This is a genomic window from Methanobacterium sp. SMA-27, from assembly GCF_000744455.1.
In the GTDB taxonomy this organism is placed as follows: domain Archaea; phylum Methanobacteriota; class Methanobacteria; order Methanobacteriales; family Methanobacteriaceae; genus Methanobacterium_B.
In genome coordinates, this window is sequence record NZ_JQLY01000001.1 from 1,355,370 (window position 1) to 1,371,538 (window position 16,169).

A 16,169-nucleotide genomic window follows, 5' to 3' on the forward strand; every position below is an offset into this window, starting at 1 on the left:
CTATGTTCGTTTGAACATTAATTCATATGACTAGTCATGATTGTGAAATTGATCTAGCTGATGAAACTGCTGTAAGAGAAGTAAAATCAAAAATGTTAGATAACGAGATATTCTTAAAGATCTCCGAAGATTTTAAAATTTTCAGCGACCCCACAAGGGTTAAAATTCTCTATGCATTATCTCAAAGAGAGTTATGTGTTTGTGATCTAGCATCGCTACTAGAAATGACACACTCTGCTATATCACATCAACTGAGAATTATGCGAAATAGCAATCTAGTTAAATTCAAAAAAGTAGGTAAAAACGTTTATTATTCCCTCCGAGATGAGCATATCAATATTATGTTAAGAATGGGAATTGAACATGCTAGTGAATCAATAATTAAAGGGTGATCAATTTGGATAAAACAGATGAAAGACAAAAAATCGGTAGAAATGCTTCAGCTGTTGCAATTTCTGGAAATACATTTCTAACTATTTTCAACTTCATAATAGGTTTAATTTCTGGAAGTAGTGCCCTGGTTGCTGAATCAGCACATACTCTATCAGATGTTTTAACATCCATAATTGCTTTTATTGGTTTCAAAATTGGAATGAAACCCGCAGATGATGATCATCAATATGGGCATGGAAGAGCGGAACCATTGGTTGGACTTGTAATAGTTGTCTTTTTGGTTGTTGTTGCATACGAGATTTTGAGTGGTGTGTATATAAAACTTACATCCACCACTCCTTTAGCACCTCCAGAATTAATTGCAGCCTTAATGGCATTTATTGGTATATTCATAAACTTGGCTATGACAACTTATCTTATGAGGGCAGGGAAAAAAATTAACAGTCCTGCCATAATAGCTGATGGACAGCATCAAAAAGTGGATATATTTTCATGTATTGCAATTTTAGTTGGAGTAATAGGGGCTCAATTAGGTTTTCCAATATTAGACCCTCTTGTAGCTATTTTCATTTCCATAATTGTTATTAAAACAGCTTTTGAACTTGCAAGAGACAATGTAAATGTTATAATGGGAAAAGTACCATCCGATACTATTTTAGACGAAGTTAGATCTGCAGCAAAAAAAGTTGATAATGTTAAAGGAGTTCATAGTATAAAAATAAATCCAATGGGCCCATATTCCTCTGCAGAACTCCATATTGAAGTTGATGGAAATATAAAATTAAAAGATGCACATGAAATAGCACATAACGTAGAAAAACGGATAATTAATGATGTATCTGCAATAAAGATGGCCATAATCCATGTATGTCCATTCGAAGAAGAATGTGCCACATCAGGAAATGATAAAGTACTTTAATTTTTTAATATGCCTTAATTATTTTTTTTATAAAAATTTGAAATTATTTACTATTCTGCCTATGACCCAAATGTAATATGTGTTTAAAGGGTAGGATACCCTCATCTAATGTTTGGGATATTAAATTTCCATGGGGTTTATCATAATAAAACTCGGTAAGATTATTTAAAGCATAAATCGAACCATTAATGGCCATATTACGTATTTTATAATTATCCATCATTTAAAAGAGATTTTAAATGGCTTAAATGACCATTTTCTCTAAATGTCAAAGCATAAATATTTGATAATTGATTTTAAAATAGGTTTCTTCCGTTACATCTTAAATTTTTAAGTTTGGAATATGGTATTATTTCAGGTTCGTGAGGATTCAGAAAATAATCATCAACTTCTGACTCATTGATTCGCATTATATCATGACCCCTATCCAATTCAATTAACAATTTCAAAATACTATAAATCATATCCTCCCATGAATAAAGAAATTTAGAACCTTTAAAAATGGATGTAAATCTAGAATTAAATTTTTTTATTGAATATTTATTTAATGGTAAAATATTGGATTTATGAAAAACATTATCCTCTAAATTATTTATGAGATGATAAAAATTTTAAAGCTATAATCAAATATTTCATATTTATTTATATCACCAATTATAATGTCAAGTGATTCTTCTGCAGATGTTCTCAAAGAAGCATCATTGCAACATTTCATTTCCTTGAGTTCTTTAACTATGAATTTACGGATGCATTCATCTTGAATCACCAAATATAGCCTTCCTAGACTTGATGCAACTACTTCCTTATTTTCATGGGATATAAGGGTTGTAATTATCTCTAATCCCATTTTTAAATCGTAATTATCTGTGGTATCAAATAATTTGCGTATAAAATATTTAAATTCAAATCAAATGTTTCAGGTGATGAAATAGTAGGGTAATGTACAGGTTCAAATTTATTGGATAATAAAGTATCTCCTAAATTTTTCTCTTCATAATAATTAGTTTTGAAATTTATCCTTGCTGACATCTGCATCCCCCTATCCGTTTTTAATTTAATTTTAAAGATCATTTTTTTCAAGAATTAAAAGACTTTCTGCTAAAAAATCCAAAACTCTCTTTCTCTCATCGAAAGATACATCCTTTTTCATAAGCGAGTTTAACAACTCTGTAATACTTCTTACAGAAAAATTACCTTCACAAACATCCATAAGCAAGATATCTCTTTTACCGATATCTTTTGATGGTATTACACTTACAACAGCCCAAACCTCCCCAGCATCCCCTTTCAAATCTAATGTGAACGAATATTTAATTTCATTGTTATATTTCATTCTATTGCACCTTATTACATCTTTAATCACAATAATAAATATAACTTTCTATACATTGAAATGAATTAAAAATAAGAATTTGAATGATTAAAAAAATCATGAAAAAAAATTGAAAATTTTTCTATTTTAATTAATCCAAATTAAGCAATATTCATTTTAGTGTTTAATTGTGTAATCAAATGGAATATTTGGAATATACAAATCTAAAGATTAAAATATGACCTTAAACATAATATTAGATTTAACCAACTAATATTCACAAGCAATTAAAATGCAATGATGAATTGGTATTTTGATATTCTCTTAAAATAAAAATTTCATAAATTTTTAATAAGGAGTGTATATGACAGAAATATACAGAATGTATGCCATATTGTTATTAATATCAACAATTACGATATTATATCTGTCATTTTACAGTTGGGATAACTTTAAAAAGTATGACCTAACCGATTTTTCATTTAATTTTTCTGTTCAATCTCACCCTTTACTGGATTATTCATTAGATTGTTAAGGGTTAATTGAGTAAATCTCTAAAAAACAAGATTTAATCAAATTAAAAAAAATGATTGGAGGATAATATGACAATAAGAGTGAGAAATGAAAACACTTGGGAAAGCGAAGAAAATGAATTTGTTGAATACGTTGGAAAGGGTTCAGTTCTTGAAAATCCATATACAAGCGGCTGTAGAAGAAAATTAAAGGATCAATACAGAAAATATTTAATTGAACTATCAAGTGAGAGCCCTGAATGGCAGAGAATCGTTGAATTAAAAAAAATACATGAAGATGGAGAAGATTTGAATCTTTTATGCTCCTGCTACCCTGATCCTTGCCACTCTAACATTATCATCGATGCAATAACCGGAAAAATCAGTCCAAAAAAAGATTAAAATATAAAAAAAATTTAGATAGTTAAACTAATTAAATATTTATTTAGGATATTTTTATACGTTAAAGGATAATAGAATAAAATAATTAATTATCCAAAAATTCTATATAATCCAAGTTTAACACCCAACATATTTTTAATAACCATTAATGGGTTGCATTCAGTTCTGTTTTAATATCTGAATTTATGTCCTTAAATGAATTTATTCGTATTAATATGTCTTGTTTAGATATATTACCCGTGAATATATTCTTTTGTGCATTTGATATCTTATTCAAAGTATTAATGGCCAATTCACGATTTTTAATCACTGCATTTAATTGTTTGTTCTTCTCTTCAAGTGATATACTTCCCTTACTGTATTTATCTTCAATAATAGTTACCTGGGAATTGTATAATGAATTAATGTAGTTGTTCAATGCATTATTTTGAATTTCAATTGAATCAACTATTTTAAGTTCACTACTTGTTTTTTCAGTATTAATCAAGTTTCCATTACTGTAAAAAATCATGTCCTGTGTAAAGTACAATAAAAATGCAACGGTAACAACCATTACAGCAACACACACAAATAATATATTTTTACTATTTTTGAAATTCATTAGATTTTAGTTGAATTAAACAATAGTTAAATTTAATGATTTAATTGCAATTATCTAATCGAGTTTTAGGTAAATTTATATATTAAATTCAACGATCTTTATTGGGTTTAAAAATTTAGTAATACCATATTAAAATTTAAAGACATTACACAGTAATTTTAACTTTATACAATCATCCGGTTGTTTATGGTTTAAAGGGGGTATTTGATGTATGTGATTATCATGGGTGGTGGAAGAGTTGGACTGACACTTGCTTCAGCAATGATAAAAGCCAGTTTTGACGTTACTCTCATAGAAAAGGATCAAGAACTCTGCAACCAAGCAGCAAGTGAATTAGATGCCCTTGTTATATGTGGAAATGGTACAGATTTAAAATCTTTAGAAGAAGCTAATATATCTGAAGCAGATGCATTTGTTGCAGCAACTGGAAATGATGAAGCTAACTTACTTGCATGTATCCTGGTTAAAGATTACAATCCAAAAAAACTTATTGCTAGAATAAGTGATCCAACTCATGAAGAGGCTTTTAGAAAAGTTGGTATCGATGCAACTGTAAGTCCAGAACTCACAGCAGCAGCTTATCTTGAAAAACTGATTATAAGGCCAAAAATTGCAGATATGGTTATTCTTGGTAAAGGTAATGCAGAACTTTTAGATATTCCCGTTGAAAACAGTAAAGTTATGGGGAAAAAAATCGGAGAAATAAGTCCAACAAAAAATTATGTTATATGTGCCATTTATAAAGGTCCAGAATATGAAATCCGTATGCCAGAACCAGAGATTATACTAGAAGCAGGGGATAAAATTTCCATTCTTATAAAAACTAAACATATCAAAGATGTTGTAAAGAAGTTCCTAAAATAAAAGTAAGGAAGGTTTGATTAATTGAGATCTGTTCACAAATTAAAAAAAATAGAATTATATTCAATTATCCATTACACTGGTTATATTTGTATATTATTAGGGCTTGTAATGCTTGTACCTATAATTGTGGCCCTTATTTACGGAGAATATAAATATATAACTCCATTTATTTATTCATCTATCGTAAGTCTCGTAATAGGAGTATTACTTTTTAAAAGTTTTGATAACAAAAAGGAAATCTCGATAAAAAGTGCGATGATATTTGTGACTCTTATATGGCTTATTGGCAGTGCTATCGCAGCCCTTCCATACTATTTATCTGGAGATTTATCATATCTTAATGCTTATTTTGAAGCAATGTCAGGTTTTACAACTACTGGTTTCAGTATGTACAACCTTGATTATGCATCTTTCACTATGAATTTCTGGCGTGCATTCACACAGTGGCTTGGTGGAATCGGTATTATTGTTATGGCGTTAACTATTTTATCATCACCAGCTGTTAATATAATGAGGATGTACTCTGCAGAGGGTAGGGAAGAAAGGTTGGCCCCCAGCATTAGGCATACTTCACGTATAATATTGTATATTTATCTTTTATACACTGCAATTTCAATAATTCTCTTTAAACTCGCAGGCATGCCTGTCTTTGATTCTATTTTCTATGCTTTTACCGCCCTTTCTACAGGAGGATTTGCACTTGAAAATGCAAGCATAGCTGTTTACAATAATATGTGGATTGAAATAGTTGCAATAATAGTCATGATCATTGGAGCAACCAATTTCGCACTTCACTACACCGTGCTCAAGGGTAATTGGAGAGAATATTTTAAAGATATTGAATCCAAGGTTTCATGGGCATTATTAATTGGAGGAACATTGCTAGTTGCATTATTCCTCTACAATGGATCTGTATATGGACACGATATATTTACTTCGCTAAGATACTCTGCATTCCAGGTTGTAACAGCTTTAACAACCACGGGACTTCAAACAGCAAATCCCTCTGATATTCCAGTTCAGTGGGAAGGTCTGGGCATATTTATACTCACTCTGTTAATGATCATTGGTGCAGGTGCCTGTTCAACTGGTGGAGGTATCAAATGGTTAAGAATAGGTATACTTGTTAAAGGTATGTGGTGGGAGATTAAATCATTATTACTCCCCCAAAGTGCAGTTATATCACGTAAAATTCACCATGTGAGTGATATTAAAATTAATGAGAATTTATTAAGATTAACTGGATTGTTTGTGTTCAGTTACATTGTTGTTTATATCATAAGTGTGATAATTGTACTATTTTATTATCAGAACCTTCCACAAGTTCTTTTTGAAGTTGCATCTGGCCTGAGTAACGTTGGATTGGGATCAGCACTTCTTACATCTACATCCCCCGTGGTTGTGAAACTGGTTTTCATAATAGATATGTGGATAGGTAGACTTGAAATATGGCCCATACTTCTATTAATGGCAATTGCAGTTCAAAATACCATTAGAAAATAAAAAAAATATTGATAAAAAAAATAATTTCGGGATTTATATTCTCTTTTTTTTAGATGTATTACATAAAATTAAAAAATATAAAATTCTAATTTATGTTATTACATTAACTGGTATATTGGCATCCCTAACCACTCTGTCAGTGGTCCTTCCAAGTATAGCTCTCTCCAATCCATGTTTACCCGATTTTCCCATTACAACCTGATCAACACCTTCTTCATCAATGGTTTTAAGAATAGCATCTGCGGGTTTACCTTCCTTAATTAAGGTTTTAAAATTTATATTTTTACATACACCATTACACTGGCTTTCTTCAAGTTTCTTCTGGAATTTTTCAACAGCCTTTTGACCGTCTGCTCTTAATTCTATATCTAAACTTTTCCTGAGGTCTGGTTGTGGGAGTGCGTCAAGGTAGTTGGTGTCTATAACATTTAATACAATTATATCTGCACCACTAATATCTGCAAGTGATATAACATACTCACCTGCCCTTTCAGCATTTTTTGAACCATCTGTTGGTAACAATATTTTTTTGGTCATAAAAAAACTCCTCCTTGCATATGATCCATTTTTTCTGGTTTTTTAATTACTATTAAAATTAAATTTCATTACTATTACTGTGTTAAACAAATTATTTATTTATTTGTATCGAGTTTATCCAACAAACACATCCGGAATATATCTTAAATATAAAATAATGGAAGAATAATTATTTCCTTGTTAAAATATTCTTTAACAAACGGATGTTAAGGTTTTTAAATTCATTGTTTTCAAGTACCCTGGCAAAGTATATTTTTAACTGGTCTTCTATTAAAAATGCTACAAGTGAATATACCCATACAAGTAGTGCAAGTTGCCATCCAATCGGAGTCAGGAATACTCCAAATATAACCAGCAGGGTTGCAAATATGTCTGTTGATATTACGGACCAGAAGAAAATACCACTAGGTCTTGTTGACCAGAAATGTCCTGTATTACGTGTTACAAACATAGTTAAATGACCTGCAACAACAAGCTTCAAAAATATTAAAGACTGTAAAACCCCTGCATCTAAATTTAAAATTACCTTACCCACATAGAATAGTAATAAAGAAGATATTACTCCTAAAATACCGAGAAATGTTGCCATTCCCAATACTTGATACATATCCCATTTTTGAGGGCTGTTAATCTTTTCAGTTTTATCGTATGCAATGGTCATTACAGGAATATCGTCTAACAATGCTATGAAAACCAGCATAATAGCTGTTACAGGATAAAAATTGAAGATCAATATAACCATTGCAACAAAAATAAGTATTCTTATTGTTTCTGCAACCCTGTAAATTGAGTAACTCTTCATTCTATGGAAAATTTTATAACTTTCTTTAATTGCATTAATTATTACAGAAAGTCCCGGTTTTGTAAGTACTATGTCTGCTGCGGATTTAGCTGCGTCTGTTGCTTTGGATAGTGCAATCCCGGCATCTGCTTTTTTTAGTGCAGGTGCATCATTGACTCCGTCTCCAGTCATTCCAACAATTTTCCCTGCGCCCTGTAGAATTTCGACTATCTTGTATTTGTGTTCTGGGAATACTTCTGCAAAACCGCTTGCATCTTCAACTGTTTTTACAGCCTTCCATTTGGGTTGATCTAAAAAGGTTATAGGCAACTTTATATTGGTACTTAAATCTAATTCCTTGGCAATTTGTTTAGCTATGGCAATATGATCACCTGTTACCATTTTAAAATCAATTCCCATGGATTTTGCATCGGCAATTGTCTTTTTAGAACTTTTTTTAGGTGGATCGTAAAGTGCTATTAATCCCATGAATTCCCAAATACCCTCTTTATCTGTTCTTGCTACTCCCAAAGATCTGTAACCCTTATCAGCGAAATGATTTACATTTCTTTCAACTTTAGATTTTAGTATTTCATTATTTATTAATGTGAGAATAACTTGTGGAGCTCCCTTTGATACTTTAAATTTACATTCATCTTTATATTGTATTTCAGATTCTGTACTTTTGCGTATCGGGTCAAATGGGTTGAATTTTAGCATTTTATAGTTTTCAAACTTCTTAGAAAGGGTTTCTGTATTTTCCATCTCATCCAATATTGCTTTATCAAGTGGGTCCTGTTCCAATCTTAGAGATGCTAATCCTGCAAAAAAGATAACCTCTTCATCTGTAAAACCATTGCATGATTCTATTTGAGCTATGGAAATTTCATTTTTAGTTAAGGTTCCTGTTTTATCCGAAAAAAGTACATCCATACCAGCCATTTCTTCAATTGCTGAGAGTTTACTTACAATTGCCTTCTTTTTAGCCAGAGCCATTGCACCAACAGTAAGTGTTACAGAAAGTACAGCAGGTTGAGCAACTGGTATTGATGCTATAGTTAGTACTAGAGCAAATCCCAAAATATCAAAGAAATTTTCTTGACGAATCAAACCTGCAATGAATATAAGGGCTACCATTATAACATCCAGTAGGATCAGATAATCTCCAATTGTTATAACAGCCTTTTGTAGATGGCTTTTTGTACTTACTTTGGATACAAGTCCGGCAGCCCTTCCAAAAAATGTATTCATTCCAGTTGCAAATACAATACCACTCATTTGACCCTTTTGAATTATTGATCCAGAATAACAGATATCTCCTACTTTTTTATCAACTGGCAATGATTCTCCAGTAAGTGAGGATTCATCTACTGTTACATAATCTCCTTCTGTAAGTTTGATATCAGCCGGAACAATATCACCAAGATGGATCCTAGCAACATCTCCGGGTACAACATTTTTTGATGGGATTTTAGTCCATTTTCCATCCCTTAATAGCTTGGCATTATATGCGAGTTTTTCTTTTAAAAGTTCAATAGCGTTGTCTGCCCTATCTTCTTGCCAGAATCCTATAAGCCCATTTATTAAGAGTAACACTAAAATTACAGTAAATTCTGGCCAGTGCTGTATTAATAATGATAAAATAAGTGCAAATTCAATCATCCATGGGATTGGTCCCCAAAAATAACTAAATAACTTTTTTAAATGATTCTGTTCGCTTTCTTCAATCTCATTGGAACCATAGATTTTAAGCAGTTTTAAGGCCTCGTCAGATGAAAGTCCATTAGAACTGGTGGATAATTTTTCCATTAGCTCAGAAGTTGATATTTTTTTAACATCTTCCACACTGATTTCCATGATTCATCTTTTCTTTTTTAAAATTTTTATATCTATTTATTCCGTATTACAAGTTGTATGAAAACTAATTTTAATATATAGATACAATAAAATTAAAAAATTATAGAAAATAAGAAGAAAATATATAAAAAATCTGTGAGTATTATATAATTATTCAAAATTTATTATGAATTTATTTTTTTTATTATATAACCAAAGTATACTTCATTAATTCTAGGCATATTATAAATGATAAAGTAATTCCTATGAAGAAAAAGTCCCTTGAAGCTAATTTTTTATTATCGGTGTATATTTCTGAATTTTCTGAGTAACCCCTACTTAACATACTGAAATATACTGTTTCGCCCTTTTCATATGATCTAAGAAACATCATAGTTATTGTGTAGGCAAGCTGTTTCATTCTCCACATGTAGGAAGTTTTTTTGTTAAATATATCAAAGTTTCGGCTTTTTTGGGCGTGCATTATCCTGTGAAGTTCATCATAGAACATGAATAGATATCTTATGAACAAGCTGAATATCATTGCAAATTCCCTTGGCATTCCAAGTCTTCGGAAAGAATTTACAACTTCCTGCATAGGACTTAAAGAGGATAATATTACAATTGATGTTAAAGATACAACCAGCCTCGACATTAAGAGCACACCAAACATCAGCCCCTGATAGGTGATATGTATTCCAAGTGGTCCAGTGTAGATAACGGTACCGGCCATTATAAATGGTTGGAAAAGAGCTATAATTCCCCCAAAAGGTAAAATAAAAAGTACTCTTTTGAATGATTCTTTAAATGAAAGATGCGACACCAGAATCATTGCAATTAAGTAGATTTCCATTATTGCAAGAACTATTAAATCGGTTGTGTATACAGCATATACGATAATGGCTAGTAAAATTACTAATTTAACTCTGCCATCTAAAGCATGAAGCACACTGGATTTTATTGTGTGTTTTTCAAGTTCATTAACCGATCCTGCACCATTCATGTGAGTTTTCACCATTTATTTCTATTTTTTATTTATTTTGAAATATTTCTAAACCAGAATTTTTATTTAGAAATTTCTGGTGGTTTTCTCCTTTTAATTATAAACGCACCCAAGTAACCAAGACCAAGTACAATTAAAACACCTAATGCCAGTGCAGCTACACCAGAATAAGGACCATCACCAAGAAACGGGATCTTATAATCTGTAAGGGGTGCTTGATAAATTCCAGATTCACCATTGGTTGGAATTTGTTCTGTTGTTTTTTCAAGACCATCAGGATTAGTTGAAGCTATAAATGGGGCCATGATTGCGATAATAATACAGATGGTCACTCCAACAACAATAAGATTCCTATCATTTGGTTTCATGCGCTCACCTCACTAACATCGGATTTATTAATATTATCCCTCTTGATTCTGTTCCATGCAAGTAAATCTGGTCGGGTCTTTTCAATTGCAAGAATAATTATAACTGTAAGTATACCTTCTATAACTCCACTAAGTGATTGTATGATCAAAAAGAGTGAGGCTAATCCTAATGTTAATAATTTACCTGCAAACCAAAGTTCTATAACCACCATCACCGATGCCATGAATATTGAAAGCCAAGAAGCTATGAATATAGCAGGAGCTTTCCCTACAGGTCTTCTGAGGGCTTTAAATGAATAAAATCCAACAAATGGTACTACAATCCCCATATTAAGAATGTTTGCACCTAAAGCTGTTACTCCTCCATCTCCAATTAATAAAGCTTGTACAAGGAGTACCAATGTAAATATGATAACTGCTGCTTCGGGTGCACAGAATATGATTGCTACTAATGCCGCACCAACCATATGGACACTGGTTCCAAATGGAACTGGAATGTTCAATGACATAATTGCAAATATACCTGCGGCCAATACGGCCATTAATGGAACCATTTTTTCGTCAAGGTTTTTTCTTGCCCACCTAAGTGATATTATCAAAATAATGGCAGTTATTATTCCATATATGGCACATTGTAACAAAGGTATAAATCCGTCGGGTATATGCATTAAAATCCTCCTTTTATTTTTATTGAATGATGAAAGCTTATAAATGTATCACATGGTAATACTATGTCACGTTTTTAAGGGAAGAATGTAATACTCCTTTAATCGTGCTGTAACCTCTTTAAATCACATTTACATGTGTATATTTTATAATATAAATATATGGGTTGTTATTACTATAACATTATTTCAGTACTTAAATTTATTACATTTTTATTACTAACAACACATTTCAACGAAAATAATATGATTTTACACCAAAATTTAATATCCTGAATATTTGAAATAAATTTTTATTAGGTAAACCTAACATTTATATATGACATTATACAACTATGCACAAAGATAATTTTAGGTGAACCTAAATGTCAAATAATGAAAAACTTAGCGCAAATATCGAAGAATATTTAGAAGCTATCTATAAAATCAGCAATAACGAAAAATGTGTAAAAACAACACAAATATCAAAAGATTTGGGTATAACATCTGCAAGTGTTTCAGAAATGCTCAAAAAACTTGATAAAATGGGATATGTAAATTATTCACAATATAAAGGTGCTAAATTAACCGAAGAAGGACTCAAAAATGCAAAGAGAATAACAAGAAAGCATCGATTACTAGAAAGATTTCTTCACGACATTTTAAAGCTTAAAGACAGTTTTTTACACGATCAAGCCTGTGAAATGGAACATTCTCTATCTGATGAAGCTGAAAGAGCGTTATGTCAGGTATTAGAACATCCTGATAAATGTCCAGGAGACAGTGTAATTCCTGCATGCGATCTAAAGTTCACTACATGTGAAGAATGCATGAACCGAAAGGAAGAAGAGGTTAATGAAGTAGGAAAGCGTAATGAAAATTTGATTCCTATAATGGAGCTTAAAAATCACCAACAGGGAAAAGTATCATTTATTAGAGGAGATTACAAGGTGATCAGAAGGCTTTTAGACATGGGCATCACCATAGGAGCATTTATCAGTGTAATTAAAATTGCCCCATTAAGCTGTCCAGTAGAAGTTGCTATACGTGGCTCAAAACTCGCTATAGGTCGTGACATAGCATGCAATGTTTTCGTAGAATTAATTGAAGATAATAAATCGATATAAAGGGATAAATATCTATGAGTAATGCCACCACTAACAAATCTAAAAAACTCACAAAAACAACAGAAACAGAAAAATTTAACGGATCAGATGAAAAAGGTCAAGAAAAGGACATTACAATTGCACTTGCAGGTAATTCCAATGTAGGCAAGAGTGTATTATTCAATGAACTTACAGGATCCAATCAGATCATTGGAAATTGGCCTGGGAAAACAGTTGAAAGGGCAGAAGGAAAACTACTTTTTGAAGGCAAAGACATTACTGTGATTGATCTGCCCGGAATATACTCTTTTTCTACATACTCCATGGAAGAAATAGTTTCAAGAGAGTATATTGCCTTTGAACAACCTGATGTAGTAATCAACGTTGTAGATGCTTCAGTATTGGAACGTAACCTATTTTTTACAATTCAGCTAAAAGAAATGAAAGTACCCATGGTAGTATGTGTCAATCAAATTGATTTAGCCAAACAAAAGGGAATAGTTATTGATACAGAAAGACTTTCAGCTGCTTTAGGGGTTCCAGTGGTAGCAACAGTAGCCATAAGAGGGGAAGGTTTACACGAGTTAATGGAAGTAGCTACAGAGGTTGCCTTAAATAAATCCAAAAACAAAATAACCACATTAAAATACGGTGCCGAAGTTGAAGATAGAATTCAAAAAATTACCGAATTAATTGAATCAAAGAATCTCAATTTAGGATATCCCTCCAGATGGGTAGCAATTAAATTACTTGAAAATGATCCAGAAATCCGAAAATTAATTGAATCCAAATCCATGGAAATCGTTAACTTGGCTTATGATATGGCAAGAGAGATAGAGAATATCCATAATGAACCATCATTTGCTGTGATTGCTTCTGAAAGATATTTTATTGCCAATCAATTTGCACATGGAGCACAGTTACAAAGCGATATTAAAATTACATTCGCTGAAAGATTAGATAAATTAGTAACGCATAGAATATTTGGTTATGTTATTTCTGCACTTGTAGTGGGTGGATTATTACTATGGACATTTATTGTTGGAGATTTCTTCTCTAGTTTGCTCACACAAGCATTTGGGTTCTTTAAACCAGTAGATCCACAAATTAGTGGGCCGATAGTTGGAATTCTTTGGAATGGAGCATTTGGAGGTATTGTAGCCGGAGTTACACTTGTTCTTCCATTTGTGATTCCCTTTTATTTAATGTTGAGTCTGATTGAGAATTCAGGAATACTAACAAGAGTGGCCTTTATGATGGACAGTGCCATGCATAAAATAGGATTGCATGGTAAAGCACTAATACCCATGATCCTAGGTTATGGATGTAATGTACCTGCCATTGAAAGTACCAGAATCTTAGAAACTAGACGTGAACGATTACTTGCTGCATTTGCAATTACATTTGCACCGTGCGCAGCAAGAACCATTGTTATTTTAGGTTTAGTCGCCGTATTTGTGAGTGTTTGGTGGGCAATTGCCCTATATGTAATTGATATAGTAATAATGTTCCTATTGGGCAGAATTGCTTTGAAGATAGTGCCTGGAGAAACTAGTGGATTGATCATGGAAATGCATACATTTAAAGTTCCATCTATCTCAGTTGCCGCTAAACAAACATGGTCCCGAACTAAATCACTAATTTTTGTGGTATTCCCAGTTTATATTATAGGAAGTGCTTTGATTCAAGGTTTGTACGCATATGGATTCTTAACACCAGTAGCCAATTTCTTAGCACCTATCACAGTTGTTTGGTTGGGTCTTCCTGTAATAGCTGGTGTAGTTCTTATATTTGGTGCAGTTAGAAAAGAATTCACCCTACTTATGTTAGTTGCGTTATTTGGAACAAATCTTGCAGCGGTTTTAACACCAATACAATTCATAATATTAGCACTTGTAAGTATGTTGTTTATCCCTTGTTTAGCAACTCTAACAATTCTACTTCGTGAATTTGGTTGGAAAGCAACATCAAGTATTGCTTTAGCCAATATCGTAACTGCATTAATTGTTGGAGGAATAGCATATAGGATAATTGGTTTATTTATGTAAATCTATATTCTTTTTTTTTAGAGTATTGGTTCACCATTAAGTACATAATGCTTTCTGAAAGTCCAACAAGTAAAAGAGCAGCTGGCCAAGCCCTCATAAACATAAACTCCAGTGTGGGACAGCTTATTGGTGGGGCGCTTATAGGCGCTGTAATAGCATCACAATCAGGTATAACAATGGGATATCAATCATTATACCTCTTAATAGGTTGTGTTGCAATTGTAATGACCTTATTAACACTGGGACTTAAAAAACAAGAAGATCAACTTGTAACCATGAAAAGTAACTGTGAACAATATTTAGATTTGAAAAATATTAAGTATGAAAAAAAATAAAAAAAAATAGTGAATTTATTTAATATTCACAGTGTAACTCTCTTTTTTCTCTAATTTAGACACTTCTAAGGTTAAAAGACCATTTTCAAATTTAGCTTCAGACTCTTCTGGAACAACCTTTTTCGGGAAACGAACAGTCCTTCTAATCAATGTTGGACGTCTGTTATTGCCTTTAAGATCTCCTATATGCTCGTCTTCAAACTCGGCCTTAACCCTCAGCTTGGTGTCTGTAAGGTTAAGATCAATATTTTCCTTTTTTATTCCAGCAAGATCTACCCGAACAATTATTGAGTCATCTGTTTCAATAATATCCTTACCTGGAACAAATGTGTAGTCTACTATTGTTTTTTCTATGTCATTTTTGATGCTGTCTATGGTTTTTGCAGTGTCTTCCAGCATTTTATCTATTAATCCTTTACTATCCATTCCTTTTTTCATGTTTTCTCGCCTCATTTTTTGAGTCGAGATTATATTTACCTTAGGTTACTATAAAGGTTTCGTTTTTTATTTGTGCTATTAAAGTACACGAACCTAGAAATTCCACATACATTCATTAAATTGAGTCCGTCACGATAATATAATATTATCAATAAAAATTAAACAATATATGATATAAATCCATTCTTGACATAATTATTTGGAGGGTTAATAATGCCAGTAATAACAGTTGACGGGCCAAAAATGAGTAAAGAACAAAAAGCTAAACTTGTAAAATCATATGCTGAAACAGCAAGCGAAATAATGGGACTACCAGTACAAGCCATGGTGATATTAATAAGGGAAGTTGAAGGAGAGAATGTTGGAGTAGGAAATATGCTTCTTTGCGATAGATAAAAAAAAATCTTTTTTTTTAGGTTTATTAATTAAAAATTATAGAAATAGATTTAAGGAGCCTTAATGTCCGAAAAATTACTCAACCAATACAAAACCCTTCCAAAATCCATTATAAATATTTGGATTGAGCTGGACTGGTTGGGTATTCGATTTCTATGATTTTATTTTATT

The 16,169-nt window shown here is 31.9% G+C and carries 20 protein-coding genes; 9 read left to right on the plus strand and 11 right to left on the minus strand.

The annotated features are described in order from the left end of the window. Positions 1–26: 26 nt before the first annotated feature. The gene (locus DL91_RS06815) at positions 27–392 is read left to right on the plus strand and encodes a metalloregulator ArsR/SmtB family transcription factor (protein ID WP_048190801.1); all 366 of its coding nucleotides are present in this window, start codon (positions 27–29) and stop codon (positions 390–392) included. 5 nt (positions 393–397) lie between these two features. Then, positions 398–1,312 carry a cation diffusion facilitator family transporter gene (locus DL91_RS06820; RefSeq protein WP_048190802.1) on the plus strand — a complete coding sequence of 305 codons (915 nt, stop codon included), beginning with the start codon at positions 398–400 and terminating at the stop codon, positions 1,310–1,312. Between the two features lie 296 nt (positions 1,313–1,608). Here the strand turns inward: DL91_RS06820 and DL91_RS13605 are convergent, their stop codons facing one another. The 4 genes from DL91_RS13605 to DL91_RS06840 form a co-directional block, all read right to left on the minus strand. Beyond that, entirely contained in the window at positions 1,609–1,776 is a 168-nt protein-coding gene (locus tag DL91_RS13605) for a hypothetical protein (protein WP_156096042.1), read from the minus strand. A gap of 128 nt (positions 1,777–1,904) precedes the next feature. Then, positions 1,905–2,159 (minus strand): hypothetical protein, encoded by a 255-nt coding sequence (locus DL91_RS06830; protein WP_048190804.1) that lies wholly within the window; start codon positions 2,157–2,159, stop codon positions 1,905–1,907. Between the two features lie 2 nt (positions 2,160–2,161). Beyond that, positions 2,162–2,341: a hypothetical protein gene (locus tag DL91_RS06835; RefSeq protein WP_048190805.1), complete on the minus strand. Its 180-nt coding sequence runs from the start codon at positions 2,339–2,341 to the stop codon at positions 2,162–2,164. Positions 2,342–2,372: 31 nt separating this feature from the next. Then, the gene (locus tag DL91_RS06840; protein WP_048190806.1) at positions 2,373–2,645 is read right to left on the minus strand and encodes a hypothetical protein; all 273 of its coding nucleotides are present in this window, start codon (positions 2,643–2,645) and stop codon (positions 2,373–2,375) included. 581 nt (positions 2,646–3,226) lie between these two features. Here DL91_RS06840 and DL91_RS06845 point away from each other — a divergent pair. Beyond that, complete coding sequence (locus tag DL91_RS06845) at positions 3,227–3,538, plus strand: DUF4326 domain-containing protein (protein ID WP_048190807.1); 312 nt, start codon at positions 3,227–3,229, stop codon at positions 3,536–3,538. A gap of 145 nt (positions 3,539–3,683) precedes the next feature. Here DL91_RS06845 and DL91_RS06850 read toward each other — a convergent pair whose 3' ends face one another. After that, positions 3,684–4,091 (minus strand): hypothetical protein, encoded by a 408-nt coding sequence (locus DL91_RS06850; RefSeq protein ID WP_048190808.1) that lies wholly within the window; start codon positions 4,089–4,091, stop codon positions 3,684–3,686. Positions 4,092–4,346: 255 nt separating this feature from the next. Between DL91_RS06850 and DL91_RS06855 the strand changes: the two genes are divergently transcribed. Both DL91_RS06855 and DL91_RS06860 read left to right on the plus strand, forming a co-directional pair. Beyond that, positions 4,347–5,003: a TrkA family potassium uptake protein gene (locus tag DL91_RS06855; protein WP_048190809.1), complete on the plus strand. Its 657-nt coding sequence runs from the start codon at positions 4,347–4,349 to the stop codon at positions 5,001–5,003. 21 nt (positions 5,004–5,024) lie between these two features. Continuing rightward, on the plus strand, positions 5,025–6,506 hold the full coding sequence (locus DL91_RS06860) for a TrkH family potassium uptake protein (RefSeq protein WP_048190810.1): 1,482 nt from the start codon (positions 5,025–5,027) through the stop codon (positions 6,504–6,506). A 90-nt stretch (positions 6,507–6,596) separates the two neighbouring features. On the opposite strand, the gene DL91_RS06865 is transcribed toward DL91_RS06860, so the two are convergent. From DL91_RS06865 to cbiM, 5 genes are all read right to left on the minus strand, one after another. Further along, positions 6,597–7,043: a universal stress protein gene (locus DL91_RS06865; protein WP_048190811.1), complete on the minus strand. Its 447-nt coding sequence runs from the start codon at positions 7,041–7,043 to the stop codon at positions 6,597–6,599. A 169-nt stretch (positions 7,044–7,212) separates the two neighbouring features. After that, on the minus strand, positions 7,213–9,681 hold the full coding sequence (locus DL91_RS06870) for a plasma-membrane proton-efflux P-type ATPase (protein WP_048190812.1): 2,469 nt from the start codon (positions 9,679–9,681) through the stop codon (positions 7,213–7,215). A gap of 184 nt (positions 9,682–9,865) precedes the next feature. Next, positions 9,866–10,663 (minus strand): cobalt ECF transporter T component CbiQ, encoded by a 798-nt coding sequence (cbiQ, locus tag DL91_RS06875; RefSeq protein WP_048190813.1) that lies wholly within the window; start codon positions 10,661–10,663, stop codon positions 9,866–9,868. Between the two features lie 62 nt (positions 10,664–10,725). After that, positions 10,726–11,031, minus strand: coding sequence for a PDGLE domain-containing protein (locus DL91_RS06880; protein WP_048190814.1), 306 nt, complete (start codon positions 11,029–11,031; stop codon positions 10,726–10,728). Further along, a complete protein-coding gene (gene cbiM / locus DL91_RS06885; protein WP_048190815.1) occupies positions 11,028–11,699 on the minus strand; it encodes a cobalt transporter CbiM in 672 nt (223 codons plus the stop codon). Before cbiM ends, DL91_RS06880 begins: the two co-directional genes overlap by 4 nt. A gap of 362 nt (positions 11,700–12,061) precedes the next feature. Between cbiM and DL91_RS06890 the strand changes: the two genes are divergently transcribed. Genes DL91_RS06890 through DL91_RS06900 form a run of 3 tightly spaced genes read left to right on the plus strand, consistent with a single transcriptional unit; the run spans position 12,062 to position 15,164 of the window. Then, entirely contained in the window at positions 12,062–12,802 is a 741-nt protein-coding gene (locus tag DL91_RS06890; protein ID WP_048190816.1) for a metal-dependent transcriptional regulator, read from the plus strand. Positions 12,803–12,816: 14 nt separating this feature from the next. Next, positions 12,817–14,829, plus strand: coding sequence for a ferrous iron transport protein B (feoB, locus tag DL91_RS06895; RefSeq protein WP_081882632.1), 2,013 nt, complete (start codon positions 12,817–12,819; stop codon positions 14,827–14,829). Between the two features lie 47 nt (positions 14,830–14,876). Next, positions 14,877–15,164 carry a hypothetical protein gene (locus DL91_RS06900; protein WP_048190817.1) on the plus strand — a complete coding sequence of 96 codons (288 nt, stop codon included), beginning with the start codon at positions 14,877–14,879 and terminating at the stop codon, positions 15,162–15,164. A 15-nt stretch (positions 15,165–15,179) separates the two neighbouring features. On the opposite strand, the gene DL91_RS06905 is transcribed toward DL91_RS06900, so the two are convergent. Continuing rightward, on the minus strand, positions 15,180–15,602 hold the full coding sequence (locus DL91_RS06905; protein WP_197050619.1) for an Hsp20/alpha crystallin family protein: 423 nt from the start codon (positions 15,600–15,602) through the stop codon (positions 15,180–15,182). 213 nt (positions 15,603–15,815) lie between these two features. Here DL91_RS06905 and dmpI point away from each other — a divergent pair, with 213 nt between their 5' ends. Continuing rightward, positions 15,816–15,998, plus strand: a complete 183-nt coding sequence (gene dmpI / locus DL91_RS06910) for a 4-oxalocrotonate tautomerase DmpI (RefSeq protein ID WP_048190819.1) — start codon at positions 15,816–15,818, stop codon at positions 15,996–15,998. The last annotated feature ends 171 nt before the right edge of the window (positions 15,999–16,169 follow it).

What these genes read in the sequence shown, in the direction of transcription:
- DL91_RS06815 (WP_048190801.1), top strand. Translation starts at nt 27, where the DNA reads ATGACTAGTCATGATTGTGAAATTGATCTAGCTGATGAAACTGCTGTA.
- DL91_RS13605 (WP_156096042.1), bottom strand. Translation starts at nt 1,776, where the DNA reads ATGATTTATAGTATTTTGAAATTGTTAATTGAATTGGATAGGGGTCAT.
- DL91_RS06830 (WP_048190804.1), bottom strand. Translation starts at nt 2,159, where the DNA reads ATGGGATTAGAGATAATTACAACCCTTATATCCCATGAAAATAAGGAA.
- DL91_RS06835 (WP_048190805.1), bottom strand. Translation starts at nt 2,341, where the DNA reads ATGTCAGCAAGGATAAATTTCAAAACTAATTATTATGAAGAGAAAAAT.
- DL91_RS06840 (WP_048190806.1), bottom strand. Translation starts at nt 2,645, where the DNA reads ATGAAATATAACAATGAAATTAAATATTCGTTCACATTAGATTTGAAA.
- DL91_RS06845 (WP_048190807.1), top strand. Translation starts at nt 3,227, where the DNA reads ATGACAATAAGAGTGAGAAATGAAAACACTTGGGAAAGCGAAGAAAAT.
- DL91_RS06850 (WP_048190808.1), bottom strand. Translation starts at nt 4,091, where the DNA reads ATGGTTGTTACCGTTGCATTTTTATTGTACTTTACACAGGACATGATT.
- DL91_RS06855 (WP_048190809.1), top strand. Translation starts at nt 4,347, where the DNA reads ATGTATGTGATTATCATGGGTGGTGGAAGAGTTGGACTGACACTTGCT.
- DL91_RS06865 (WP_048190811.1), bottom strand. Translation starts at nt 7,043, where the DNA reads ATGACCAAAAAAATATTGTTACCAACAGATGGTTCAAAAAATGCTGAA.
- DL91_RS06870 (WP_048190812.1), bottom strand. Translation starts at nt 9,681, where the DNA reads ATGGAAATCAGTGTGGAAGATGTTAAAAAAATATCAACTTCTGAGCTA.
- cbiQ (WP_048190813.1), bottom strand. Translation starts at nt 10,663, where the DNA reads ATGAATGGTGCAGGATCGGTTAATGAACTTGAAAAACACACAATAAAA.
- DL91_RS06880 (WP_048190814.1), bottom strand. Translation starts at nt 11,031, where the DNA reads ATGAAACCAAATGATAGGAATCTTATTGTTGTTGGAGTGACCATCTGT.
- cbiM (WP_048190815.1), bottom strand. Translation starts at nt 11,699, where the DNA reads ATGCATATACCCGACGGATTTATACCTTTGTTACAATGTGCCATATAT.
- DL91_RS06890 (WP_048190816.1), top strand. Translation starts at nt 12,062, where the DNA reads ATGTCAAATAATGAAAAACTTAGCGCAAATATCGAAGAATATTTAGAA.
- feoB (WP_081882632.1), top strand. Translation starts at nt 12,817, where the DNA reads ATGAGTAATGCCACCACTAACAAATCTAAAAAACTCACAAAAACAACA.
- DL91_RS06900 (WP_048190817.1), top strand. Translation starts at nt 14,877, where the DNA reads ATGCTTTCTGAAAGTCCAACAAGTAAAAGAGCAGCTGGCCAAGCCCTC.
- DL91_RS06905 (WP_197050619.1), bottom strand. Translation starts at nt 15,602, where the DNA reads ATGAAAAAAGGAATGGATAGTAAAGGATTAATAGATAAAATGCTGGAA.
- dmpI (WP_048190819.1), top strand. Translation starts at nt 15,816, where the DNA reads ATGCCAGTAATAACAGTTGACGGGCCAAAAATGAGTAAAGAACAAAAA.